Source organism: Lysobacter sp. SCRH-1R (genome assembly GCF_057747855.1).
In genome coordinates, this window is sequence record NZ_CM173227.1 from 2,717,259 (window position 1) to 2,739,767 (window position 22,509).

24 protein-coding genes, 1 tRNA gene and 1 other RNA gene are annotated in these 22,509 nt (G+C 68.9%); 8 read left to right on the forward strand and 18 right to left on the reverse strand.

Annotated features, from left to right (window positions below):
- Positions 1 to 391 precede the first annotated feature (391 nt).
- The 7 genes from fabF to AC3ANK_RS12345 all read right to left on the reverse strand — a co-directional run bounded on the left by fabF (position 392) and on the right by AC3ANK_RS12345 (position 6,350).
- The gene (fabF, locus tag AC3ANK_RS12315) at positions 392 to 1,633 is read right to left on the reverse strand and encodes a beta-ketoacyl-ACP synthase II (RefSeq protein WP_206861079.1); all 1,242 of its coding nucleotides are present in this window, start codon (positions 1,631 to 1,633) and stop codon (positions 392 to 394) included.
- A 163-nt stretch (positions 1,634 to 1,796) separates the two neighbouring features.
- The gene (acpP, locus tag AC3ANK_RS12320; protein WP_031373652.1) at positions 1,797 to 2,036 is read right to left on the reverse strand and encodes an acyl carrier protein; all 240 of its coding nucleotides are present in this window, start codon (positions 2,034 to 2,036) and stop codon (positions 1,797 to 1,799) included.
- Between the two features lie 131 nt (positions 2,037 to 2,167).
- The gene (fabG, locus tag AC3ANK_RS12325; RefSeq protein WP_206861080.1) at positions 2,168 to 2,911 is read right to left on the reverse strand and encodes a 3-oxoacyl-ACP reductase FabG; all 744 of its coding nucleotides are present in this window, start codon (positions 2,909 to 2,911) and stop codon (positions 2,168 to 2,170) included.
- Positions 2,912 to 3,005: 94 nt separating this feature from the next.
- Positions 3,006 to 3,890 carry an ACP S-malonyltransferase gene (gene fabD / locus AC3ANK_RS12330; protein ID WP_484172877.1) on the reverse strand — a complete coding sequence of 295 codons (885 nt, stop codon included), beginning with the start codon at positions 3,888 to 3,890 and terminating at the stop codon, positions 3,006 to 3,008.
- Between the two features lie 536 nt (positions 3,891 to 4,426).
- A complete protein-coding gene (locus AC3ANK_RS12335) occupies positions 4,427 to 5,407 on the reverse strand; it encodes a beta-ketoacyl-ACP synthase III (protein WP_484171325.1) in 981 nt (326 codons plus the stop codon).
- A gap of 211 nt (positions 5,408 to 5,618) precedes the next feature.
- Positions 5,619 to 5,813: a 50S ribosomal protein L32 gene (rpmF, locus tag AC3ANK_RS12340; RefSeq protein WP_206861083.1), complete on the reverse strand. Its 195-nt coding sequence runs from the start codon at positions 5,811 to 5,813 to the stop codon at positions 5,619 to 5,621.
- 18 nt (positions 5,814 to 5,831) lie between these two features.
- The gene (locus AC3ANK_RS12345) at positions 5,832 to 6,350 is read right to left on the reverse strand and encodes a YceD family protein (protein ID WP_206861620.1); all 519 of its coding nucleotides are present in this window, start codon (positions 6,348 to 6,350) and stop codon (positions 5,832 to 5,834) included.
- A 156-nt stretch (positions 6,351 to 6,506) separates the two neighbouring features.
- Here AC3ANK_RS12345 and AC3ANK_RS12350 point away from each other — a divergent pair, with 156 nt between their 5' ends.
- Entirely contained in the window at positions 6,507 to 6,866 is a 360-nt protein-coding gene (locus AC3ANK_RS12350) for a hypothetical protein (protein WP_206861084.1), read from the forward strand.
- Positions 6,863 to 7,447 carry a Maf family protein gene (locus tag AC3ANK_RS12355; protein ID WP_206861085.1) on the forward strand — a complete coding sequence of 195 codons (585 nt, stop codon included), beginning with the start codon at positions 6,863 to 6,865 and terminating at the stop codon, positions 7,445 to 7,447. Before AC3ANK_RS12350 ends, AC3ANK_RS12355 begins: the two co-directional genes overlap by 4 nt.
- A gap of 6 nt (positions 7,448 to 7,453) precedes the next feature.
- Here AC3ANK_RS12355 and AC3ANK_RS12360 read toward each other — a convergent pair whose 3' ends face one another.
- Entirely contained in the window at positions 7,454 to 9,298 is a 1,845-nt protein-coding gene (locus tag AC3ANK_RS12360; RefSeq protein WP_484171326.1) for an ArnT family glycosyltransferase, read from the reverse strand.
- 139 nt (positions 9,299 to 9,437) lie between these two features.
- On the opposite strand from AC3ANK_RS12360, the gene AC3ANK_RS12365 reads away from it, so the two are divergent.
- The 4 genes from AC3ANK_RS12365 to AC3ANK_RS12380 are packed head-to-tail and all read left to right on the forward strand — an operon-like array spanning position 9,438 to position 13,820.
- Positions 9,438 to 10,391 carry an AAA family ATPase gene (locus AC3ANK_RS12365; protein WP_320415175.1) on the forward strand — a complete coding sequence of 318 codons (954 nt, stop codon included), beginning with the start codon at positions 9,438 to 9,440 and terminating at the stop codon, positions 10,389 to 10,391.
- Between the two features lie 33 nt (positions 10,392 to 10,424).
- On the forward strand, positions 10,425 to 11,375 hold the full coding sequence (locus tag AC3ANK_RS12370) for a DUF58 domain-containing protein (protein ID WP_425492574.1): 951 nt from the start codon (positions 10,425 to 10,427) through the stop codon (positions 11,373 to 11,375).
- Entirely contained in the window at positions 11,368 to 13,338 is a 1,971-nt protein-coding gene (locus tag AC3ANK_RS12375; RefSeq protein WP_484171327.1) for a transglutaminase TgpA family protein, read from the forward strand. Before AC3ANK_RS12370 ends, AC3ANK_RS12375 begins: the two co-directional genes overlap by 8 nt.
- A complete protein-coding gene (locus AC3ANK_RS12380; protein WP_206861088.1) occupies positions 13,335 to 13,820 on the forward strand; it encodes a Slp family lipoprotein in 486 nt (161 codons plus the stop codon). The genes AC3ANK_RS12375 and AC3ANK_RS12380 overlap by 4 nt, the downstream gene beginning before the upstream one ends.
- Before the next feature lie 440 nt (positions 13,821 to 14,260).
- On the opposite strand, the gene AC3ANK_RS12385 is transcribed toward AC3ANK_RS12380, so the two are convergent.
- The 4 genes from AC3ANK_RS12385 to dnaX form a co-directional block, all read right to left on the reverse strand.
- Entirely contained in the window at positions 14,261 to 14,611 is a 351-nt protein-coding gene (locus tag AC3ANK_RS12385; RefSeq protein ID WP_206861089.1) for a histidine triad nucleotide-binding protein, read from the reverse strand.
- An 82-nt stretch (positions 14,612 to 14,693) separates the two neighbouring features.
- Positions 14,694 to 15,290: a recombination mediator RecR gene (gene recR / locus AC3ANK_RS12390; protein ID WP_206861090.1), complete on the reverse strand. Its 597-nt coding sequence runs from the start codon at positions 15,288 to 15,290 to the stop codon at positions 14,694 to 14,696.
- Between the two features lie 58 nt (positions 15,291 to 15,348).
- On the reverse strand, positions 15,349 to 15,669 hold the full coding sequence (locus AC3ANK_RS12395) for a YbaB/EbfC family nucleoid-associated protein (protein ID WP_206861091.1): 321 nt from the start codon (positions 15,667 to 15,669) through the stop codon (positions 15,349 to 15,351).
- A gap of 62 nt (positions 15,670 to 15,731) precedes the next feature.
- Positions 15,732 to 17,606 (reverse strand): DNA polymerase III subunit gamma/tau, encoded by a 1,875-nt coding sequence (gene dnaX / locus AC3ANK_RS12400; RefSeq protein WP_484171328.1) that lies wholly within the window; start codon positions 17,604 to 17,606, stop codon positions 15,732 to 15,734.
- 145 nt (positions 17,607 to 17,751) lie between these two features.
- Between dnaX and AC3ANK_RS12405 the strand changes: the two genes are divergently transcribed.
- A tRNA-Ser gene (locus AC3ANK_RS12405) sits at positions 17,752 to 17,844 on the forward strand.
- A 58-nt stretch (positions 17,845 to 17,902) separates the two neighbouring features.
- Positions 17,903 to 17,999, forward strand: an RNA gene (ffs, locus tag AC3ANK_RS12410) — signal recognition particle sRNA small type.
- Between the two features lie 296 nt (positions 18,000 to 18,295).
- On the opposite strand, the gene AC3ANK_RS12415 is transcribed toward ffs, so the two are convergent.
- The 6 genes from AC3ANK_RS12415 to AC3ANK_RS12440 form a co-directional block, all read right to left on the reverse strand.
- Complete coding sequence (locus tag AC3ANK_RS12415) at positions 18,296 to 19,303, reverse strand: YVTN family beta-propeller repeat protein (protein ID WP_484171329.1); 1,008 nt, start codon at positions 19,301 to 19,303, stop codon at positions 18,296 to 18,298.
- Positions 19,304 to 19,322: 19 nt separating this feature from the next.
- The gene (locus tag AC3ANK_RS12420; RefSeq protein WP_206861093.1) at positions 19,323 to 19,748 is read right to left on the reverse strand and encodes a molybdenum cofactor biosynthesis protein MoaE; all 426 of its coding nucleotides are present in this window, start codon (positions 19,746 to 19,748) and stop codon (positions 19,323 to 19,325) included.
- 67 nt (positions 19,749 to 19,815) lie between these two features.
- Positions 19,816 to 20,058: a MoaD/ThiS family protein gene (locus AC3ANK_RS12425; protein ID WP_206861094.1), complete on the reverse strand. Its 243-nt coding sequence runs from the start codon at positions 20,056 to 20,058 to the stop codon at positions 19,816 to 19,818.
- Positions 20,055 to 20,543: a cyclic pyranopterin monophosphate synthase MoaC gene (gene moaC / locus AC3ANK_RS12430; protein ID WP_206861095.1), complete on the reverse strand. Its 489-nt coding sequence runs from the start codon at positions 20,541 to 20,543 to the stop codon at positions 20,055 to 20,057. The genes AC3ANK_RS12425 and moaC overlap by 4 nt, the downstream gene beginning before the upstream one ends.
- 175 nt (positions 20,544 to 20,718) lie before the next feature.
- Positions 20,719 to 21,753 (reverse strand): GTP 3',8-cyclase MoaA, encoded by a 1,035-nt coding sequence (moaA, locus tag AC3ANK_RS12435; RefSeq protein WP_206861096.1) that lies wholly within the window; start codon positions 21,751 to 21,753, stop codon positions 20,719 to 20,721.
- The gene (locus AC3ANK_RS12440; protein WP_484171330.1) at positions 21,750 to 22,508 is read right to left on the reverse strand and encodes an MBL fold metallo-hydrolase; all 759 of its coding nucleotides are present in this window, start codon (positions 22,506 to 22,508) and stop codon (positions 21,750 to 21,752) included. The genes moaA and AC3ANK_RS12440 overlap by 4 nt, the downstream gene beginning before the upstream one ends.
- Position 22,509: the final 1 nt, after the last annotated feature.

Below are 22,509 nucleotides of genomic sequence, written 5' to 3' on the forward strand. Positions count from 1 at the left end.
GGCGAAGGGCGGATCCAGGGCCTTCACGTTCGACGTTCGCGGTGCTTGCCGTTCGAAGCGGCCAAGGCAGGCCGAGGCAGCCGGATCATCGACCGAGCGAAGGCCCTTGCGACGGAACGTGTGTCGGCCTGGATTCCGGCCTTCGCCGGGATGACGGCTACGGTTGACCGTTACGGTTGAAGACTTCAGTTGAAGACTTTCGGTTGAGGACTTCGCTTCGGGATCGTTGGTTGGGAGCGTCGGTTAGGAACGTCGTCGGGGGACTTGGCAGACGACTTCGCTTGAGCGCCCTGCTGAGGGTGTGGATGCGGCTTCAGGAATGGTCGAAGCCGGCCAAACGAAAAATCCCCGCCGAAGCGGGGATTTCCAGGATCGCATCACGCGGACCCGATCAGACGCGCTTGAACACCAGCGTGCCGTTCGTGCCGCCGAAGCCGAAGCCGTTCGACATCGCGACGTCGATCTTCTTCTCGCGCGCCACGTTCGGCACGTAGTCCAGATCGCAGCCCTCGCCCGCTTCGAACAGGTTGATCGTCGGCGGGATGATGCCGTGATGCAGCGCCAGCACCGAGAAGATGGCTTCCACGCCGCCGGCCGCGCCGAGCAGGTGACCGGTCATCGACTTGGTCGAGCTGACCATCGTCTTGTAGGCATGGTCGCCGAGTGCGCGCTTGATCGCGAGCGTTTCGGCCAGATCGCCCAGCGGCGTCGAGGTGCCGTGCGCGTTGAGGTAGGCCACCTCTTCCGGATTGATGCGCGCGTCCTTCATGGCCGCGACCATGCAGCGCGCCGGGCCTTCGCCGTTCTCGCTGGGGGCGGTCATGTGGAAGGCGTCGGAACTGGCGCCGAAGCCGGCGAGCTCGCAGTAGATGCGCGCGCCGCGGGCCTTGGCGTGTTCGTACTCTTCCAGGATCAGGATGCCGGCGCCGTCGCCGAGCACGAAGCCGTCGCGGTCCTTGTCCCACGGACGCGACGCGTGCGTCGGATCGTCATTGCGGGTGGACATCGCCTTCATCGAGCAGAAGCCCGCGACCGAAGTCGGCGAGGAACCGCGTTCGGCGCCGCCGGCGACCATCACGTCGGCATCGCCGTACTGGATCATGCGCATCGCCATGCCGATGGAATGGTTGGCGGTGGCGCAGGCCGAGACGGCCGAGAAGTTTGGACCCTTGATGCCGGTCAGCAGCGAGACCTGGCCCGGCAGCATGTTGATGATCGTGCTGGGCACGTAGAACGGCGAGACCTTGCGCGGGCCGCCGTCGTGGTACTTCACGGTCTGCTCTTCGATGCCGAGCAGGCCGCCGATGCCGGAGCCGATCAGCGCACCGATGCGCTCGGCATTGGATTCATCGACGTTGAGGCCGGCGTCCTTCATCGCCATCAGCGAAGCGGCGACGCCGTAATGGATGAACTCCTCCATCTTCTTGGCGTCCTTCGGATTCACCCACTGGGTGATGTCGAAGTCGCGCACTTCACCCGCGATACGGGTGGTGAAGGCGGAGGCGTCGAAATGGGTGATCGGGCCGATGCCGGAGCGACCGTTGACGATGCCGTCCCAGGTGCTGGCGACGTCGTTGCCCAGCGGCGACACCGCGCCGAGGCCGGTCACGACTACGCGTCGGTTGTTGGACATGAAACACTCCGTCTGACACTACGCCGGCGTATAGACCGGCTGATAAGACACGGGGCCGCGATGTGCGGCCCCGGTCTGATTTTCCTGACATACCAGGCGCCAGAGATGGCGATGGCGTTCTCGCGCGGTCCCGCCGGATGGCCGGCCCGCGCGCAGGATGAACTTACGACTTGACGTGAGCCTTCACGTAGTCGATGGCCTGCTGCACCGAGGTGATCTTCTCGGCTTCTTCGTCCGGGATCTCGCACTCGAACTCTTCTTCGAGCGCCATCACCAGCTCGACGGTATCGAGCGAGTCCGCGCCGAGGTCGTCGACGAACGAAGCGTTGTTGGTGACTTCTTCTTCCTTAACGCCAAGCTGTTCGACCACGATCTTCTTGACGCGTTCTTCGATGCTGCTCATGGGTTCTCACTCCTCCCGGGACGGGATATTCGACGGAATAGTCTAATTGAATCGAAGGCGTTCGCGAGCATACGCGAAAGCCCTTGGGGTTCAAGCGGTTACAGCTGAAACATTGCCCTGCCGGGCCCGCTTCACGGCATGTACATGCCGCCGTTGACGTGCAGGGTTTCACCGGTGATATAGGCCGCCGACGGGCCCGCCAGGAAGGCGACGGCACGGGCGATGTCCGCCGGCTCGCCGAAACGGCCCAGCGCGATCTGCCCCAGCATGGCGTTCTTGGCGTCCTCGGGCAGCGCCTTGGTCATGTCGGTATCGATGAAACCCGGCGCCACCACGTTAACGGTAATGTTGCGGCTGCCGATCTCCTTCGCCAGCGACTTGCTGAAGGCGATGATGCCGGCCTTGGCCGCCGCGTAGTTGGCTTGGCCGGCGTTGCCGGTCACGCCGATCACCGAGGCGATGTTGATGATGCGGCCCTTGCGCGCCTTCATCATCGAACGCATCACCGCCTTGCTGGTGCGGTAGACGCTGGTGAGATTGGTGTCGAGGATCGCCTGCCAGTCCTCGTCCTTCATGCGCATCAACAGGTTGTCGCGCGTGATGCCGGCGTTGTTGACGAGGATCGAGATGGCGCCGATGTCCTTGGCGATGCCGTCGATCAGCGCTTCGATGGACTCGGCATCGCTCACGTCGAGCACACGGCCATGACCGCCGTGCGCGGCGAGGCGCTCGCCGATCGCCTTCGCACCGGATTCGGACGTGGCCGTGCCGATCACCGTCGCGCCCTGCGCGGCCAGTTCGTCGGCGATCGCCGCGCCGATGCCACGGCTGGCACCGGTCACGAGGGCGATTTCACCTTTCAACAGTTCGGTCATGAAATTCTCCAGTTCTTTCGACACCGATCGCACGGAAGCGCGGACCGGTCGATCAGGGTCGATCCGTTTTCGGCCGCACCATCCGCGTCACGCATCAGGCCCAGTCGCCACGCGCGGATTCGAGCTCGCCCACCGCCCCGATCGCACGTGCGTCGATGCCCTTGTCGATGCGCTTGACGAGTCCGGCAAGCACTTTGCCCGGGCCGCATTCGGCCATGCGCGTGACGCCCTTGCCTGCCAGCGCCTGCACGCAACCGGTCCACTGCACCGGCAGGTAGAGCTGGCGCACGAGCGCGTCGCGAATGTCGTCCACGCTTTCGTGCACGCGTGCATCGACGTTCTGTACGACCGGGCGGTCGGGCATGCGCCAGGACAGGCCCGTCATCGCTTCGGCCAGACGGTTGGCGGCCTCGCGCATCAGCGGCGTATGGGAGGGCACGCTGACGGCCAGCTTCACCGCCTTGCGCACTCCGCGTTCGCCGAGCATCGCCAGCGCCTTGTCTACCGCGCCCGCATGGCCGCCGATGACGATCTGGCCGGGCGAATTGAAATTGGCCGGAACGACGACCTCGCTCCCGGAGACGGCGTCGCAGACCTCCTGCACCAGCGCGTCCTCGGCGCCGAGCACGGCCGCCATTGCGCCGACCCCTGCCGGGGCGGCGTCCTGCATCAGCTGCCCGCGCAGGCGCACCAGGTGGGCGCCGTCCTTCAGCGACAACGCGCCGGCGGCGACCAGCGCCGTGTACTCGCCCAGGCTGTGGCCGGCGAGGAACGCCGGCGAGCGACCGCCCTGCTGCTGCCACGCACGCCACACCGCCACGCCTGCGGCGAGCAGCGCCGGCTGGGTGTATTCGGTGCGGCTGAGCATTTCCTCGGGGCCGCCCTGGCTCAGCGCCCACAGATCCGCGTCCGCGCCCTCGCTGGCTTCCGCGAACGTCTCGCGCACGACCGGGTGCAGTTCGGACAGCTCGGCAAGCATGCCGACCGACTGCGAGCCCTGGCCCGGGAAGACGAAGGCGAGCGAAGCGTCGTGGGCGTTGGAATCGGTCACTCGGCGGGGGTCCCTGCGAAAAGAGTGCGCATGATACGAGCCTTTGCTCTAGTGCGTCTGTACCGGGTCGTACTGAACCCGGCCACGTGCCGGAACTGTGAAGGCGCGCGGTTTGCATGGCATGGCGGTTTCGCCCCGTGAAGGCTGGCGGCGCTGTTCACGGGCACGCGGCGCTGCTCCTGTTCTCGTTGATGCCACGCGTCTGCCCTCCCCCGTCCCTTGCTACGGCACACAGCATGACGCGCGAGCCGGCGCAGCCGAATCGCGTCAACACTCGATCTGAAGTAGGGATTTCTCCCGACGCGCAGTCAGACGCTACGCGTCCGCACACGGCATGCGCCAGCCGACGTTGTTCCGTGACAGATCGCGCCACGTCGTCAACGTCAGGAACGCGATACGCGACCCCCAAACGAAAACGCCTCCGCATCAAGCGGAGGCGCCATGTTCTTCGCGAACGCGGAAACTCAGTAGCGCAGCAGCGCCGAGCCCCAGGTGAAGCCGCCACCGAAGGCTTCCAGCAGCACCAGCTGGCCGCGCTGCACCTTGCCCGAGCGCACCGCTTCGTCCAGCGCCAGCGGCACCGAGCCCGACGAGGTGTTGCCGTGCTTGTCGACGGTGACGATCACGCGCTCCATCGGCATGTCCAGGCGCTTGGCCGTGGCTTCGATGATGCGCAGGTTGGCCTGGTGCGGAATCAGCCAGTCGATGTCGTGACGATCCAGGCCGTTGGCCTCGAGCGTTTCCTCCACGACCGAATCCAGCGCCTTCACCGCATGCTTGAAGACTTCGTTGCCGGTCATCAGCACGCGCACGCCGGCGTTGTGCTCTTCCGGCTTGAAGCCGACCGAGACGCCGACCGGATTCCACAGCAGTTCCTTCTTGCCGCCATCGGCGTGCATGTGGGTGCTGAGGATGCCGGTTTCGGTGTCGGCCTTGAGCACCACCGCGCCGGCGCCGTCGCCGAACAGCACGCAGGTGGAGCGGTCGCTCCAGTCGAGCATGCGGGTGAGCGTTTCCGAACCGACCACGAGCACGGTCTTCGCCGCGCCGGAACGGATGAACTTGTCGGCCACCGTCAGCGCGTAGACGAAGCCCGTGCAGGCGGCGTTGACGTCGAACGCCGGGCAGCCGTTCGCCCCGAGGCGATGCTGCAGCAGACAGGCGGTGGACGGAAAAATGAGGTCGGGCGTGGTGGTGCCGACGACGATCAGGTCGAGCTCGGTCGCATCGATGCCGGCCGCTTCCAGCGCGCGCGTGGCGGCGTGATAGGCCAGATCGCTCGTGGTCTCGCCTTCCGCGGCGATGTGGCGCTCGCGGATGCCGGTACGGGCCGCGATCCACTCGTCGCTGGTGTCGACGATCTTCGCCAGGTCGTCGTTGGTCAGCACCTTCTCGGGAAGGTAGCTGCCGGTTCCCGCGATGCGGGAATAAATCTGTTGCGTCATCGCCACTCCGCTGCACAGCCGTGATGGCCCTGTCGGGCACTTGCCGGGGACCGTCGGCGGAGCCGACGGAAGCGTACCGCCGCTACCCTAATGCATCGGGGTCGCTGCCACGGGCCACCGCTGCCTCGCGGGGCCTTGCGGCGGCGGACAGTCGGCCCGGCGGCATCCGCGCACGTGGATCACGGGCGCGGAGCGGCGGTGGGCGAAGAGATTACTCTTCGTCGACGACCTTGGACTTGGTGTCGATCACCTTCTTGCCGCGGTAGTAGCCGTCCGCGGTGACGTGGTGACGCAGGTGGGTCTCGCCCGTGGTCGGGTCGGTGGCCAGCTGCTTGGCGGACAGCGCATCGTGCGAACGACGCATGCCACGCTTGGACGGGGAAACGCGGGACTTCTGGACAGCCATGGTCTTGCTCCAAAAAAACTAGTTCGAATGTTTCTTCAATGCCGACAACGCAGCGAATGGGTTCGCGCGTTCCGGCTCCGGACCTTCTTCGGGTGCGGGCCAGTCGCCTTCCACCGCCTCCGTGCCGGGCATGATCGGCACGACCGGAACGGCGAGGATGAGTTCGTCCTCGACCAGTTCGACGGTCCGCAGCTGGCCGTTTTCGGGCACCAGCAGCGGCTCGTATCCGGGCGGCAGCGCGGCTTCGTCCGCTTCGTCGCGAATGAGGCCGAGCCGCTGCACGATGTTCACCGGCAACAGGAACCGCTGCAGGCTGCGCTGACAGGTCAGCGGCAGCTCGGCATCGATACGCAGTTCGACATAAGGCACCTTCAGCGAATCGCGATCGAAATCGAGCGCGAACCGCACCTCGCCCTGGGTGTCGACCAGGCTGTCCCGCAGCCGCGTCAGCGCCGACAACGGCAGCCGGCCTTCTACGCCGCGCCGTGCCGCCACCATGCGCCAAGCATCAAGAATCTCGGGCAGGTCCGCTGACATAAGCTGCGGAATGTTAGGGATCGCGCGCCATTCTGTCAAACCTGAACATGTCTTCCGGAGCGGTGCAGTTCACGGTTTCGCCGCGCCGGATTTGCTGGTCGCCGGGCGGGGCTTCAGACTGGAAGCCTTCCATTCACGCCTCCCGCGCCGACGATCGTGACCATCGCCCTGCTCCTGCTGCTGTCCGCCCTGGCGGTCGCGGCGCTGGCCTACTCCCGCTCCCGCCCGAGCCGGCGCGAGCGCGCCATGCGCGACGTCCTGGACGCCGCCGACGCGCTGGAGGCCCAGCTCCGCGTGGCCCGCGCCGAAATCGAGGCGGTCACCGGCGGCGACGGCGACGATCCGGTCGGCGAGGCCATGCGCGAGATGCTGCGCCAGCGACTGTGGCTGCGCGACCATGGCCCGGACGCCAGCCTGGCCCAGCTGGACGAGGTGCGAAGCTCGATCGATGCCGCACGTGGCCGCATCGACCAGCAATTGTCGCGGATCGCCCAGGCCCGCGCCCCCCTCGCATGAACGCGCCGACGCGGCTGATCCTGGCCTCCACTTCGATGTACCGGCGCGAACTCCTCGGCCGGCTGCGCCTGCCGTTCGACACCGAACGTCCGGGCACCGACGAAACCCCGCTGCCCGGCGAAGCGCCGGAAGCGCTGGCCCGTCGGCTCGCGCGGTCAAAGGCCGCCGACGTGGCGGCCCGGCACCCGGGCGCGTGGGTGATCGGCTCCGACCAGGTCGCCGAATGCGGCGGCCGGGCGCTCGGCAAGCCCGGCGGGCACGAGGCCGCCGCGGTGCAGCTGGCCTCGATGTCCGGCCAGGCCGTGCGCTTCCACACGGGCTTGTGCCTGGCGCGCGACGGCGAGCCGCCGCTGGAAGCGATGGACTGCACCGTCGTGCGGTTCCGCGCACTCGGGCCGGACGAGATCGAACGCTACCTGCGCGCCGAGCAGCCCTACGATTGCGCCGGCAGCTTCAAATCCGAAGGGCTCGGGATCGGCCTGTTCGAGGCCATCGAGAACCGCGATCCGACCGCGCTCATCGGTTTGCCGCTGATCGCCACCGCCCGCCTGCTGCGCCAGGCCGGCTTCCGCCTGCCCTGACGCGTCTCAGCGCGTCACTTCAACCGGCTGCTCCGCCCAGGTCTCGACGCTGCCGTCGTGGCCGTGCAGGCGCAGGCCGAGCCAGTGCGTGCCGGGCGCGATGTCGCGATCGCTCAGGTCGACCGTCGCATCGAAACCCACCTTCGGATGCTGCGGATCGTTCGACACCTTCCACACGCGCTGCAGGCCGGGGAACGCTCGCCCGTATCGCGCCCGCGCGACGACCTCGCCGTCGAGGGTGACGTCCACCGCGGACAGCCCCACGCCGTCCTTGAACGCCCAGCCCTGCACGTCGAAGCGCCGGCCCACGCGCGCGTCGGCGGCGGGCGCGTCGATCCATGCCATCGACGGCGTGACGCACGGGCCCGCGGCGGGTTTGCCGGTCAGCGCGAACAGCATGAAACGCTGGCGCCCGTGATCGATGTTGAGCACCTCCGGCGGCGGCAGCGGGCCGACCATCCGGCACAGCGCGTGGTAGCGATCGGGGAGATCGCGGTACTTCACTTCGGTGGCGCCGACCACCAGCAGCACGGGCGCGGCGCCCCATTCGGCACGTCCCGGCGTATGCAGGCCCCACAGGCGCAACTGCGGCGCGCGGCCATGCTTGAGGTTGATCGGATGATCGAGCACCGGGATGCGCGGATCGCCCATCGCGAAGCCGAGCTCGGCGCCGATCTTGAAGTTGTCGGCGACCACGCGCGTGCCCTCGGGCATGGCGCGCAACTTCCCGCGCACGGCGTCGGCCAGCGTTTCCCAGCCGGCGAAGTTCGAGGGATACCACTTCTCCGCCGCGCTCGCCTCGCGCGAGTGCGCGCTCGATACGGCGACGTAGTAGCCCAGGTTCGCCATCAGACCGATGCCCGCCAGCGCCATCGTCGCCAGGCGCCACGCGCGCGGCCAGGAGGCCAGCACCGCCGGCACCAGCGGCAGCAGCGCGAGGTAGCCCGGCAGGGGCCAGTGGAAGCTGACGCGCTCGGTGTCGGCGAAGAATCCCAGCGCGAAGAAACCGGCCACCACGCCCGTGCCCAGCAGCGCGAAGTAGCGCGACACCGTGGACCCGCAGACCAGCCCGCGCCGCGCCGCCACCGCCATCGCCGCGAACAGCAGTGGCGTGACCAGCAGCGCCTGGATGCCGATGAACGCGATGCCGTCCGCGTGGAACGCCCACGGGTGGCGATCGACGAGCTGGAAGCGCAGGCCGGCATCGGCGTTGTCGAGATTCCAGGCCACCAGCGGCGCCCACGCCGATGCGCCGAAGGCGATGGCGACCATCACGCGCACGTCGCGCAGCGCGCGGCGGCCATCGGCCAGCATCAGCAACGCGACGAAGCCGACCACGATCACCGCGATGAACCGGTAATGGCACAGCGCGCCGAGCGCGAGTCCGGCCGCCAGTTCGAGCGCCGCCTGCGGCGTGACCTGGCGCAGCAGGCGCGCGCCGGCGTCCATGCACAACAGCGTCGCCAGCGCCATCGCGGCATCGGGCAGCGCCATCAGGCCGAGCGCGCCCGCCAGCGGCAGCAACAGCGTCAGCGTGCCCGCCTCCCAGCCGGCCTTCGCGCCGAACTCGCGCGATGTCACGTGCACCATCAGCAGCGGCACGCACGCGCCAATCAGCACAAACGGCAAACGCAGCGCGAAGGTGCCCTCGCCGAAGGCCATGCCCAGGCGGGTCAACCACGCCGTCAGGCCCGGCAGGTCCGAGTACGCGGCGGCCAGGTGCTGGCCTTCCTGCCAGTAGAAGGCTTCGTCGACGAACAGCGGCAGACGCGCGGCGATGAGCAGCTTCACCGCCAGAACCGAGACCCACAGCACCCAAAAGGCACGTCGCGCCTGCACTGCATCCCGCATCCGTTCGTGACCTCGCTACACTCGGGGGAGATCGGTGGGCCGGCAGGATTCGATGGCCGGCCGCCACGCGGAGGGGAGTCCGCCGGCGATCCGCCGGCCCGCGCGGCGCACCACTGAAACATTCCAGGAGACACGCACGATGGCGGTATCCCTTTCGACGGCGGCCATGCTAACCGATGGCCTCCGCGCATCCCTCGACCGCGCGCAGACACAGGTCAACGAGCTCGTGCTGGGCAAACCGCACGAAGTACGCCTGGCGTTCGTCGCGCTGCTCGCCGGCGGGCACGTGCTGATCGAGGACCTGCCCGGCCTGGGCAAGACCACGCTGGCGCACGCGCTCGCCGCGACGCTGGGGCTGGAATTCCAGCGCGTGCAGTTCACCTCCGACCTGCTGCCGGCGGATGTGGTCGGCGTGTCGGTGTTCGATCCGCAATCGCGCCAGTTCCAGTTCCACCCCGGCCCGGTGTTCGCCCAGGTGCTGCTGGCGGATGAGATCAACCGCGCGCCGCCGCGCACGCAGAGCGCGCTGCTGGAAGCGATGGCCGAGTACCAGGTCACCGTCGACGGCACGACGCACGCGCTGCCCGAGCCGTTCTTCGTGATCGCCACGCAGAATCCGGTGGATCTGTCGGGCACGTATCCGCTGCCGGACTCGCAGCTCGACCGCTTCCTGCTGCGCCTGAGCCTGGGTTACCCGGGCGAAGCCGCCGAACGCGACCTGCTCGCCGGCACCGACCGTCGCGACCTCATCGCGCGTGCGGCGCCGCAACTGCGCGCGGAAGACGTGCTCGCCGCGCGTCGCGCCGTGCAGGACGTGCACGCCAGCGATGCGCTCATCCATTACGTGCAGGCGCTGCTCGCGCGCAGCCGGCGCCATCCGGGCGTGCGCGTGGGGCTTTCGCCGCGCGCGGGACTCGCGCTGCTGCGTGCGGCGCGCGCGTATGCGTTGCTGCTCGGCCGCGCGCACGTGCTGCCGGAAGACGTGCAGGCGCTGTTCCCGGCGGTGGCGGCGCATCGCCTGGTGGCCGAGGTCGATGCCGGCAAGGACGCGGCGCTGGCGAAGGCGATCCTGCACGCGGTGCCGGTGGACTGATCCGTGCCCATCGCCGCTGCACGGCGCCTGTACCTGCGCGCCCACGCGATCGCGATGGTGTTCACGCGACCGCGCGATCCCGAAGCCCTGCCCGCGCGCCTGCACCGGCGTCGCATCTACGTGCTGCCCACGTCGTTCGGCCTGTTCTACGGGGTCGCGCTGATGACGATGCTGCTGGGCGCGCTCAACTACAACAACAACCCGGCGCTGCTGCTCGGCCTGCTGCTGGGCGGCGCGGGCCTGGCGAGCCTGGTCGGCGCGCAGATGCAACTGTCGGACCTGCAACTCGTCGCCGCCGATGCCGAACCGGTCGCCGCCGGCTCGCCGCTGGAATTGCGCCTGCATGCGCGTGCCGATCCCGGCCGCACGCGACGCGGCCTGCGCGTGGACGACGACGGCCTGTTCGACGCGGAGCCGGCCGTGCTCAACCTCGACAAGGGCGCGGGCGAAGCGCAACTGCTGCTGCCGACCGAGCGCCGCGGCTGGTTCGACGTGCCCAAGCTGCGGTTGTCCACCACGCGTCCGCTGGGTCTTGCGCGCGCATGGGCCTATGTGTGGCCGGAAACGCCGCTGCTGGTCTATCCCACGCCAGAACCGCACGGCCCGCCGCTGCCCGGCGGTCGCGGCGAAAGCGCGCAGGCGCGGCTGCATCCCGCCGGCGACGACGTGCATCACCTGCGCGCCTATCGCGCGGGCGACGCGCCGCGCGCGATCGCATGGAAGTCCTCCGCACGCCGCGACGCGCTGATGGTGCGCGAGTTCGAACAACCGCTCGGCGCCGAAATCGTGCTCGACTGGCAGGCGACGACCGGCATCGCGTACGAGGCGCGCATCTCGCGGCTGGCACGCTGGATCGACGAGGCCGAACGCGAAGGTCGTCGTTACCGGCTGCGCCTGCCGGGCCAGTCGCCGCTCGGCCCGGATCGCGGGCCGCTCCATCGCCACGCCTGCCTGCGCGCGCTCGCGCTGATGCCGCATGCCTAGACACGCACCGCTCCCGCTGGACGACCGCACGCGGCGCTGGGCGCTGTGGACCACCGGTGTCTGCCTGCTGCCGCTCTTGCTGCAACTGCCACCGCAGCTGGCCGGCGGCATCGCCGCAAGCGCGGTGGGCGTGGCCGCGCTGTCCTGGCGTCGACCACTCCCGGGATTGCTGCGGTTGCTGATAGCGCTCGCGCTGATCGCGCTGGTCATCACGCTCAGCCGTTTCTCGATCGGTCGCGACACCGGCTGCGCGCTGCTCGCGGCGATGCTCGCGATCAAGCCGGCGGAAACCTTCACCCTGCGCGATGGCCGCAGCCTCATGGGCTTCGCGCTGTTCGCGCCGTTCGCGACCTTCCTGCTCGACCAGGGGCCGTTGTCGCTGACATTCGGTCTCGTCGCCGCGCTGCTGGTGCTGGCGACGCTGCAACGCATGGCTGAACTGGAATCCGGCGATCTCGCGCCCGTGGGTCCCCGCCGGCGTCTCGCGGGCATCGGGCGACTGGTCGGCCTCGGCCTGCCGATCGCGCTGGCGGCGTTCTGGCTGTTCCCGCGCGTGTCGTCTCCGATGTGGGGCATCCCCGAGCGCGCCATGGCGCGCACCGGTTTGTCGGACCGGATGAGCCCGGGCGAGTGGATCGATCTGATGACCGACGACACGCCCGCGCTGCGCGTGCGTTTCTTCGGCTCGACGCCGCCGACCTCGCAGATGTACTGGCGCGGGCCGGTGCTGTGGGAATTCGACGGACGCACCTGGACGCAGCCGCGTTGGCGCCCCGGCCAGCCGCAAACGCTCGCCGAGCCGGGCCGCGAGCGCTGGGACTACGAGATGGAAGTCGAGCCCACCGACAACCGGCAGCTCGTCGCGCTCGACCTGCCGCTGGATGCGCCGTCGGGCTCCTACCTCAATCCCGACCACGCGCTGCAGACCTTCCGGCCACTCGGCGCGATCAGCCGCTGGCGCGTGCAGTCGGCGCCGCCCGCGCGGTACGAGGCCGACCTCTCGCCCGCCGTGCGCCAGTTCGCGCTGGGCCTGCCGGCGGGCTTCAACCCGCGCACGCTCGCCCTCGCCCGCCAATGGCGCACCGAGGCGGGCGGCGGCAACGACGCGGCGATCGTCGAACGCGCCCTGTCGTGGATCCGTCGCGACTTCGCCTACACGCTGGAAACGCCGCTGCTCGGCCGGCATTCGGTGGACGAATTCCTGTTCGACCAGAAGGCCGGTTTCTGCGAGCACTTCAGTTCGTCCTTCGTCGTGCTGATGCGCGCGGCGGGAATTCCGGCGCGCGTGGTCACCGGCTATACCGGCGGATATCGGAATCCGCTCGGCGACTACTGGCTCGTGCGTCGCTCCGACGCGCACGCCTGGGCCGAGGTGTGGCTGCGCGGTCGCGGCTGGGTGCGGGTGGATCCGACCGCGGCGGTCGCGCCGGAACGCATCTACGACACCCTGGATTCGCGCGCGCTCGGCGGCACCGGATTGCAGGGAGTGCGTTCGCTGTTCGACGTGAGCGACTGGGTGCGGCGCGGCTGGAACGAGTTCGTCGTCTCCTTCGACGCACAGCGCCAGCAACGCCTGCTCAGCCCGCTCGGCGTGGATCGGCTGGACTGGGGAACGCTCACCGCCCTGCTGGTCGGCACGATGGTGCTGGGCGTGTTGTGGATGGTGTGGTTCAGCCGGCGCAGCGAGCGCGAACGCGACCCGGTGTTGCGCGCGTGGCATCGACTGGGCCGCCGCTATCGCCGCTTCGGGCTGGAGCGCGAGCCGAGCGAGCCGGCGTCGGCGTGGGTGTCCCGCGTGGCCGGCGCGCGTCCGGACCTTGCCGCGGAACTGGGCATGCTCAGCCAACGTTTCAGCGATTGGCGGTACGCTGATGCCGAACCGGGGGGACGTTCGGCCCGCGCCTTGGCCAAGGCGTTGCGCGCGCATCGACCGCCCGCGAATTCTCCAGGAGAACGCCGATGAACGTCCGTCTCGCCCTACTCGCCCTTGGCGCCACGCTGCTGACCGCGTGCGTGTCGGCGCCGCAGCCGCTGCAAGGCGCCTATAACCCGATCACCCCGCGCGAAGCGGCGGCGACCGACAGCACCGGCGCGACGGTGCGCTGGGGCGGGCGCATCGTCAGCGTCGAGCCGCAGCCGAACCGCACCTGCTTCGAGATGATCTCCACGCTCCTCAACGACTCGGCGCGTCCGTACTGGGGCAGCGACGACACCGGCGGCCGCTTCCTCGCCTGCCGCACCGGGTTCTACGATCCGGCGGTGTTCGAGAAGAACCGCGAAGTGACCTTCGTCGGCCGCATCGCCGGCTACGAGAACCGCCGCATCGGCGAATACGACTACCGCTTCCCGCGCGTGGAAGCCGACGTGGTCTACCTGTGGCCTGTGCGCGAGACCGTGGACGTGGTGCAGTACCCGGCGCCGTGGCCGTGGTGGGGTTGGTGGTGAGTTGATTCGGGAGTCGAGAAAAAGCGTGATCCCGGTGAGGCCGCCATCCGCGGCGCATCGAACTACACCGCCGTCATTCCAGCGAAAGCTGGAACCCGGTTGCATACACAGGAAGGCCCGCCAAAGCGGGCCTTCTCTGTGCTCGTTACAACCCGGATTTGCGGCGAGTTGGGTTGAGGTCGGAACGTGCGGCCACGTCGACGCTTGCAATGCGTGATTTCGCCACACGAACCCCGCAGTTCTTGTAGCCCGGGTAAGCGAAGCGCACCCGGGAGCTGTCACGCTCGAATCAGGCGAGAGCAACGCGCCACTTCACCCTCCCCCGCGGCCATCGGGGCTAGCCCGATAGCGTTCGTCGGGATGCGCGCCGGTGTCTCGCAAACATCCCTCCCCACCCCTGCATTCGCAGCGTAGGGAGTCTCGGGCGCGACCCCGACCGCTTACCGCGACGTCCCGAACCGCCCCAAAGGCGCGCCTGCCAGCAGATGCAAGTGGATCTGGAACACCGTCTGCCCGCCATGCCCATTGCAGTTCATGACGATGCGGTACCCGTCTTCGGCAAAGCCTTCGCGCTTCGCGTATTCCGCCGCAGCGTGCGCGAGGCGGCCAACGACCGCGGCCTGGTCTTCCTTCAGGTCGTTGAGCGTGGCGATGTCGGTCTTCGGCACGAACAGCACGTGCACCGGCGCCTGCGGCGCGATGTCGCGGAACGCGATGAGGTGGTCGTCTTCGAAGACGACGTCGGCCGGAATCTCGCGGCGGATGATCTTGTGGAAGATGGTCTCGGACATGGGCGTTCGCAATGAATGTTCGGGGTTCGATGCGCAGCATACGCCCGACGCACCGCCTGCTCGAACCCCGGCCCCGAACGCCCTACTCCATCTCGCTGCGGCTGCCGAACGCATGCGACAACGTGCCGCGATCGACATACTCCAGCTCCCCGCCCAGCGGCACGCCGTGCGCGAGGCGACTCGGCCGCACGTCGTGCTTGCGCGCGAGCTGCGCGAGGTAATGCGCGGTCGCCTCGCCTTCGACCGTCGGATTGGTGGCGATGATCAGTTCCTGCACCTCGCCTTCGGCCAGTCGCGCGGCGAGCGTGTCCAGGCCGAGTTCGCGCGGGCCGATGCCATCCAGCGGCGACAACCGCCCCTGCAGCACGAAATACAGGCCGCGATAGCCCGTGGCCTGCTCGATCGCCAGCCGGTCCGCCGGCGATTCCACCGCGCACAGCTGGTGCGCGTCGCGCGCGGCGCTGGCGCAGGTGGCGCACACCGGCGTTTCGCTGAAGTCGCGGCAGCGCGCGCAATGGCCGATCTTCTCCACCGCGTCGGCGAGCGCGGCGGCCAAGCGCTGGCCGCCGGCGCGTTCGCGTTCGAGCAGGTGGTAGGCCATGCGCTGCGCGGATTTCTGGCCGACGCCGGGCAGCACGCGCAGGGCGTCGATCAGTTGTTCGAGCAGGGAGGACGTCATGCGGTGCGCACGCGACCGTTCGCGCCGGCTTGGGCCGGCGCGGCGGCGGTCGCGATCATCAGAACGGCATCTTCATGCCGGGCGGGATCGGCATGCCGGCGGTGGCGGCCGACATCTTCGCCTGCGATTCCTGGTTGACCTTGTTGACCGCGTCGTTGAACGCGGCGGCGATGAGGTCCTCGACCATTTCCTGGTCGCCCAGCACGCTGGGATCGATGCGCACCTTGCGGCACTCCATGCGCCCGGAGATGGTCACGCTGACCATGCCGCCGCCGGCGTTGCCGGTGACTTCCAGCTTGGCGAGTTCTTCCTGCGCGCGCTGCACGTTTTCCTGCATCCGCTGCGCCTGCTGCATCAGTTGGGCGATGTTTCCACGCATGTTCGTTCTCGTGTTCCTGTGGGGGCGTTATGGCCGCGGCCCGCGCGAGCGGGCGCGGCGGGTCAGTTCTCGTCGTAGGGACGGATCGAGTCCGGCACGACCTTCGCGCCGTGCTGTGAAATCAACCGCTGCACGTCGGGATCGTTCATGAAGGCGGTTTCGGCATTGGCCTGGCGCTCATCGCGCGCGCGCTCGTTGCGCTCGCGCAGCGACTCGGCCGGGCGCGCGGCCTCGACGAAACGGATCTGCGGCGTGACGCCCAGCGCCGGCGCGAGCGCCTCGGCAACCAGATTCACGGTCATCTGGTTGCTGCGCAGCAGGTCGTCGTCGGCCGACAGCGACAGGCTCAGCACACCGTCCGCGTAACCGACGAAGCCGGCGTGTTCGGCGAGCACGCGCGCCGGGCCGCGCAAGGTGGAGTTGGCCACCAGCGAATGCCACGCATCCGCGTCGGCGATGCCCGCGTCGTGGACGAAGCCGGGGCGCGACGGTGGTGGCGCGCTGACCGCGATGGGCGCGGCCGGCGACAGTGCGGCGACGGGAGCGGGAGTGCGGACGGGTTCGCGGACCGGCTCGCGCGGGATGTCGCGCGGTGCGGATTCGCGCGGGACCTCCCACGGCGGTGAGTCGTCCGCCGGCTGCGGCTGCGACTGCGGCTGCAGCGCGGGACGCGGCGCTTCGCGCTGCGGCGGCGCGGTGCGCGCAGGCGGAGCCGCATCGGCGAAGGGATTCGGCGGTGGCATGCGCGGCGTGGCCGGCGACGCGGCCGACGCCGCACTGCGCACCGGCTCGCGGGCGGCGCCCGAGGACAGCGCGGCCGCACGGGCACCCTCGCCGTCGGTCGGACGGAACGCCAGCATGCGCAGCAGGCTCATCTCGAAGCCGGCACGCGGGCTCGGCGCCAGCGGCAGGTCGCGCCGGCCGTTGAGGGCCATCTGGTACCACAGCTGCACGACCTCCGGGCGCAGTCGGCCCGCCAGCGCATCGAGATCGACACCGTCGGCCTCGACCTGCGCTTCCGGCACCAGCTGGCGCACCTGCACGCGGTGCAGCGCGTCGCTGAACGCATCCAGCACGCTGCCCCAGTCGGGCGAGAATTCGGCGAGCGTCGCGACTTCGGCCAGCAGGCGCTCGCCGTCGCCTTCGGCCAGCGCCGAGAGCAGCGCGCCGACACGGGTGCGATCGACCGTGCCCAGCATCGCCGCCACGCCGGCGTCGGCGAGCACGCCGCCGTCGGCGCCCGCGCTCGCGCCCGTGTAGGCGATGGCTTGATCCAGCAGCGACAGGCCGTCACGCAGGCTGCCGTCGGCGGCCTTGGCGAGCTGGCGGATCGCGCCGGGCTCGGCGGGAATGCCCTCGGCTTCGAGGATCCGCGTCATCTGGCCGTTGATCTGCTGCTCGTCGAGCCGCTTCAGGTTGAACTGCAGGCAGCGCGACAGCACGGTCACCGGCAGTTTCTGCGGGTCGGTCGTGGCGAGCAGGAACTTCACATGGCCCGGCGGTTCCTCCAGCGTCTTCAGCAGCGCGTTGAACGCCGACTTGGACAGCATGTGGACTTCGTCGATCAGGTAGACCTTCACCCGGCCGCGGCTGGGCATGTACTGCGCGTTGTCGATCACCTCGCGCACGTCGTCCACGCCGGTGTTGCTGGCCGCGTCGATCTCGAGCAGGTCGATGAACCGGCCGGCGTCAATGTCACGGCAGGCCGCGCATTCACCGCAGGGCTCGGCCGAGGTGCCGCGCTCGCAGTTGAGCGACTTGGCGAAGATGCGGGCGATGGTGGTCTTGCCGACGCCGCGCGTTCCGGTGAACAGGAAGGCGTGGTGGACGCGGCCCGTGTCGAGCGCGTTGCTGAGCGCGCGGACCACGTGCTCCTGCCCGACCAGCTCGGCGAAGCGCTTCGGACGCCACTTACGGGCGAGGACAAGATAGGACATGCCCTCATTCTGCCATGCCGCATCGCGCCGGCTGCGACCGCGACGGCGTCGCTTGTCCATGCCGGGCCTGGCAGCTAGAATTCACGGCCCTGGAGTGCACCCCTGACCTGGCCCCGCGCCGCGTTCAGGCCTCTCCCGGAAAAACGGAGAGGTGTCCGAGTGGTTGAAGGAGCACGCCTGGAAAGTGTGTAAGCGTCTAAACCGCGCTTCGGGGGTTCGAATCCCCCTCTCTCCGCCAGATTCCCGAAAGCCCCGCCGATCGCGGGGCTTTTGAATGAAACGTCTCTATGGTGGCCCCGTCGGCCCCTCGCGACGCTAGGTCGAAAACCCCGCCAGGGCCGGAAGGCAGCAACGGTATCGACTGATGCGGGCGCCGAGGTCAGCCGGCGGGGTCATCGCCCGTCTGGATGCTGCGCATCTGCGACCCCAGGATTTTGCCTTCGCAAAATCCTGGGGTCCGGCTATGTGCTTCCGATCCCCGCGCTGCCGCGCGCCCCCATATCAAGGGGGCTGGTGCTCCAGTGGGCTGCACGGCGACTCCATGGAGCCGTCATCCCGGCGAAGGCCGGGATCCAGGCTGACCACGCCTCGGTAAAACGCCGTCCGGAAAGCAGCCGTCATTCCAGCGAAAGCTGGAACCCATTTTTATGTTCGCGACGGTGGACGTAATTGCGAGCGCGCGAACGCCCTTACTCGACGATCCCCAACGCATCCGGCTCACGCCCGGTCTTCCAGTGGTCGACCACCTTCCACTGCTTCGTATCGATCACCGCAATCTCGTCGCCGCCACTGATCGCCGCATAGACACGCGGTTGCTTCGGGTCGGCGATGACGCCGATCGGCAACGCGGCGCTACCCAGCATGGTTTCGCGATACTCGACGCCAGGGCGCGACAGGGCGACGGTGTGCACGACTTCGTACTTGTCCGTATCGATCACCGACAGCGTCGCCGCGCGTGCATTCGTCACCAGCGCGTGACGGCCATCGGCCGTGAAGACGACGCGGATCGGGAAACCCTCGCTCTTGATCGTGCGCTGGATCGCAAGCGTCTTCGGATCATGCACGGTCACCGTGCCGGCTTCGCGATTGCTCACCCACACCTCGCCGGTCGACGGATGCACGGCCACGCCTTCCGCGCCCGCGCCGGCGGGGACTTCGTGCGTCTTCGCGCGCGTGGACAGATCGACGCGGCTCACGGTGCCAGTGTCGATCTTGGTGACGAATGCAGTCGCGCCATCGCGCGACAGCGCGACCATGTGGCCGCGGCCGTCGCCCAGGTCGATCGCGTGTTCGACACGCCCGTTCGCCACGTCGACCAGCAGCAACTTGCGCGAGCCTTCGGTCGTCACGACCGCGCGCTTGCCGTCGGGCAGCAGGCGCATGCCGTGCGGCTTGGCGTTTCCGCCCAGATCGATCGTGCGCGTGCCGCCGGGGGTTCCGAGCTCGAGCACGGTGATGCTGTGGCCCGGCGTCGCGCCGCCGTAATTGCTGACGAGCGCGAAGCGGTTGTCGCCGCTGACGACGATCTCGTGCGGGCCCTGGCCCGTCGCGAACTCGGCCACGCGCTCGCCGTCCTTCGTCGACAGGCGCCAGACGTTGTCAGCGGATTTGTTGCCCACCAGCAGATCGGTGGCGGATGCGGGCGCCATGACGAACGTGGCGGCAATGGCAAGCGGGAGCACGAGATCGCGGATCACGGTGGTCTCCAGAATGGGATCAGGGTTTCGTGTCGGGATGCAGCCAGCCGGCGTCGCCTTCGGCGTAGCGCTCGTGTTTCCAGATCGGCACGCGCGCCTTCACTTCATCGATGACGTAGCGGCAGGCGGCGAAGGCGGCATCGCGATGGGCGGCGCTCACGCCCACCCAGACGGCCATCTCGCCGATGACGAGGTCGCCGACGCGATGCACGCAGCGCACGTCGAGGATGTCGAACTTCGCGCAGGCCTCGTCGAGCACCTTCTCGCCTTCCGCCTGCGCGAGCGATGCATAGGCTTCGTAGCGAAGGCCGAGCACGTCGCGCCCTTCGTTGTGGTTGCGCACCCAGCCTTCGAAGCTGGCGTAACCGCCGACGCGATCGTCGAGCAGTTCGGCACGCAGCGTCGCGGTGTCGATGGGGGTTTGCGCGAGTAAAAAACGGGTCATGTCGGGAGTGTGGCACTTGGAGTGTGCAGGCGCTGCACGTTGCAGCGGGACGGATGCGAACGTGCGCTCACCCGCCGCTTACCGGGGGAATGAAGGCGACTTCGCTGCCGTCGCGCGCCTCATCGCTCCAGCGCGCGAACGCGCCGTCCACCGCGACGCGCAGGCGTTCGACCGGCAGCGCGAAGCCGTGGCGTTCGCGCAGTTCGCCATAGAGCGCGCGCAGGTCGCCCTCGCAATCGACGACTTCCGACGACATGCCCGCCGCATCGCGCAGGCTGGCGAAATACAGCACGGTCACCTTCGCCATCACATCGCTCCGAAATCGTGTTTGCCGCCGCGCTTTCCGAGCAGTTTCGCCGGGCCCAGCACGATGCGGTGCGACAGCGCCTTGCACATGTCGTAGACGGTGAGCGCGGCGACGGTGGCGCCGGTCAGCGCTTCCATTTCCACGCCGGTGCGATGCGTCGTCTTCACCGCGCATTCGATGCGCAGTGATGCGTCGCCGTCCCAGTCGATGGCGATGCGACAGCCGTCGATGGGCAGCGGATGGCAGAACGGAATCAGTTCATGCGTGCGCTTCACCGCCATCGTGCCGGCGACGATCGCGGTCTCGACGATGCCGCCCTTCGCGCTCTTCAGGCCGCTCGCGCGCAGCTGCCGCGCGACGTCGGCCGGAAAGCGGACGCGGCATTCGGCCCGCGCCTCGCGTTCGGTGACCGCTTTGGCCGAGACGTCGACCATCGCGGGGCGCCCCCTGGGGTCGATGTGCGTAAGGGTTTTCGCCGACTTCTTCATGCGGGCATTGTGGCGGCCGGAGCGGCGGGATGCACGCCGGTGCCGTCACTGACGACCTCGCATGGCGGGCAGAGGCCATCCAGGGCGACACCTCCCCGCTCCGGATCGCCCTGCCCGACCCTCCGTGGCCGCGCGTTCGCGACCGCGCGGACCGATGGTCCGCAAGCGCGTTCGATCACCCGCCGATGAGGAACATCTCGACATGCCTGCGCGACGCCCCCGCACCGCCCCGCATCTCGCTGTACCGGTCGCCGCGGCGCGTCCATACGTTCGCGACACGGTCGCGCAACGCATCCACGCCCTGCGACAGCGCGGGCCGCAGATCCTGCCCGTCGCCCGCGAACAGGCACGTGTACAGGCGCCCGTCGGCGGACACGCGCGCGCGGTGGCAGTCGCCGCAGAACGGCTCGCTTACCGAGCTGACGAAGCCCACCTCGCCCTGCCCGTCCTCGAACGCGTAACGCGACGCGACTTCGCCCCGGTAATTCGCCTCCAGCGCGCGCAGCGGCCAGCGTGCGGCGATGCGATCGCGCAGTTCGGCCGACGGTACGACGCGCTCGCGCGACCAGTCGTTGCAGGTGCCCACGTCCATGAATTCGATGAAGCGCACGACGTGGCCCGTGCCGCGGAAATGCGAAACCAGCGGCAGCACCTGGTCGTCGTTGATGCCCCGCTCGACGACGCAGTTGATCTTGATCGATTCGAAGCCGGCCGCGCGAGCCGCTTCCAGCCCAGCCAGGACGTCGGCGAGTTCGCCGCGGCCGCCGGTCATGTCGCGGAACCGCGCCGGGTCCATCGCGTCCAGGCTCACCGTGATGCGTCCAAGCCCCGCCTCGCGAAGCGCGCGCGCCTGCGAGGCGAGCAGCGATCCATTCGTCGTCAACGCGATGTCGTCCAGCCCGGGAATGCGCGCCAGCCGTTCGATCAGCTGCGGCAATCCCTTGCGCAGCAGCGGTTCGCCGCCGGTGAGGCGCAACTTGTGCACGCCGAGTTGTGCAAACCCGCGCACCAGTGTCTCGATTTCATCGAACGACAGGCGCGTGGCGGAATCAAAGCCGTAATCGTCCGCCACGCGATCGGCCGGCATGCAGTACGGACAGCGGAAATTGCAGGCTTCGATCACCGACAGCCGCAGGTCGCGCAGGGGCCTGCCGCGTACGTCCAGCGGGTGCGCGGCGGGCTCGATGCGGCTTGGCGCGGCAGCGTTCATGCCGTTTCCGGGCGTACCGCCGAAGGTTCGCGCAGCGTGACCAGCTGGCCCGGATGGGCCACGCGATAACCGCGCGCGGCAAGGATCTCGCCTTCTTCGCGGTTGCCGTAGTGGTACAGCAGGCAGCGGTCGAGCAGCGCGGCGGCGTATTCGCGCTCCAGGTCGTCGATGCCGCTGTGCGACGGATTGCCGTGCAGCGCGCAGTCGTGCGCGATGAGCTCGCCGGCGTCGGCGTAGCGCGCGAGCATCTCGGGGATCGGCCGCGTGTCGCCGGTCCATACCATGCTGCCGTGCAGGCGCAGGCCGAACGCGGTTTCGGGCCAGTGGTGCCGCGTGGGGAATACTTCCAGCCGCACGCCGTCGTGCCAGAACGAGCCGCCGACCGGGATCACCTGGAAGGCGTCCCAGAAATTCACCCCGCCTTCGGCCAGCGCGTTCGGGTAATCGCCCACGCGCTGGTGCAGCAGCGGCACCACGGGCGCCGGCACGTACAGACGCACGCGGCCACGGCGAGCATCGTCGAAATAGCTGGACACGAACAGACGCTCGAACCCCGCCACATGGTCCAGGTGCGTATGCGTGACGAACAGCGCGTGCGGCATGTCGCCGTAATACGCCTGGTACGCGGTGAGGCCTTCGCCGCCGCAGTCGATGGTCAGCCACGGCGTGCCGTCGCGCTCGATGGTCGCCATCGCCGAACCGAGCTCGACCGCCGACGCATTGCCGACGCCATGCAGACGCAGTTGCCACGTCATC

What these genes read in the sequence shown, in the direction of transcription:
- AC3ANK_RS12385 (WP_206861089.1), bottom strand. Translation starts at nt 14,611, where the DNA reads ATGTCCGAGACCATCTTCCACAAGATCATCCGCCGCGAGATTCCGGCC.
- moaC (WP_206861095.1), bottom strand. Translation starts at nt 20,543, where the DNA reads ATGAAGAAGTCGGCGAAAACCCTTACGCACATCGACCCCAGGGGGCGC.
- AC3ANK_RS12355 (WP_206861085.1), top strand. Translation starts at nt 6,863, where the DNA reads ATGAACGCGCCGACGCGGCTGATCCTGGCCTCCACTTCGATGTACCGG.
- recR (WP_206861090.1), bottom strand. Translation starts at nt 15,290, where the DNA reads ATGACGTCCTCCCTGCTCGAACAACTGATCGACGCCCTGCGCGTGCTG.
- fabG (WP_206861080.1), bottom strand. Translation starts at nt 2,911, where the DNA reads ATGACCGAACTGTTGAAAGGTGAAATCGCCCTCGTGACCGGTGCCAGC.
- fabF (WP_206861079.1), bottom strand. Translation starts at nt 1,633, where the DNA reads ATGTCCAACAACCGACGCGTAGTCGTGACCGGCCTCGGCGCGGTGTCG.
- dnaX (WP_484171328.1), bottom strand. Translation starts at nt 17,606, where the DNA reads ATGTCCTATCTTGTCCTCGCCCGTAAGTGGCGTCCGAAGCGCTTCGCC.
- AC3ANK_RS12420 (WP_206861093.1), bottom strand. Translation starts at nt 19,748, where the DNA reads ATGACCCGTTTTTTACTCGCGCAAACCCCCATCGACACCGCGACGCTG.
- AC3ANK_RS12380 (WP_206861088.1), top strand. Translation starts at nt 13,335, where the DNA reads ATGAACGTCCGTCTCGCCCTACTCGCCCTTGGCGCCACGCTGCTGACC.
- AC3ANK_RS12365 (WP_320415175.1), top strand. Translation starts at nt 9,438, where the DNA reads ATGGCGGTATCCCTTTCGACGGCGGCCATGCTAACCGATGGCCTCCGC.
- acpP (WP_031373652.1), bottom strand. Translation starts at nt 2,036, where the DNA reads ATGAGCAGCATCGAAGAACGCGTCAAGAAGATCGTGGTCGAACAGCTT.
- AC3ANK_RS12440 (WP_484171330.1), bottom strand. Translation starts at nt 22,508, where the DNA reads ATGACGTGGCAACTGCGTCTGCATGGCGTCGGCAATGCGTCGGCGGTC.
- AC3ANK_RS12335 (WP_484171325.1), bottom strand. Translation starts at nt 5,407, where the DNA reads ATGACGCAACAGATTTATTCCCGCATCGCGGGAACCGGCAGCTACCTT.
- moaA (WP_206861096.1), bottom strand. Translation starts at nt 21,753, where the DNA reads ATGAACGCTGCCGCGCCAAGCCGCATCGAGCCCGCCGCGCACCCGCTG.
- AC3ANK_RS12395 (WP_206861091.1), bottom strand. Translation starts at nt 15,669, where the DNA reads ATGCGTGGAAACATCGCCCAACTGATGCAGCAGGCGCAGCGGATGCAG.
- AC3ANK_RS12360 (WP_484171326.1), bottom strand. Translation starts at nt 9,298, where the DNA reads ATGCGGGATGCAGTGCAGGCGCGACGTGCCTTTTGGGTGCTGTGGGTC.
- AC3ANK_RS12375 (WP_484171327.1), top strand. Translation starts at nt 11,368, where the DNA reads ATGCCTAGACACGCACCGCTCCCGCTGGACGACCGCACGCGGCGCTGG.
- fabD (WP_484172877.1), bottom strand. Translation starts at nt 3,890, where the DNA reads ATGCTTGCCGAGCTGTCCGAACTGCACCCGGTCGTGCGCGAGACGTTC.
- AC3ANK_RS12345 (WP_206861620.1), bottom strand. Translation starts at nt 6,350, where the DNA reads ATGTCAGCGGACCTGCCCGAGATTCTTGATGCTTGGCGCATGGTGGCG.
- rpmF (WP_206861083.1), bottom strand. Translation starts at nt 5,813, where the DNA reads ATGGCTGTCCAGAAGTCCCGCGTTTCCCCGTCCAAGCGTGGCATGCGT.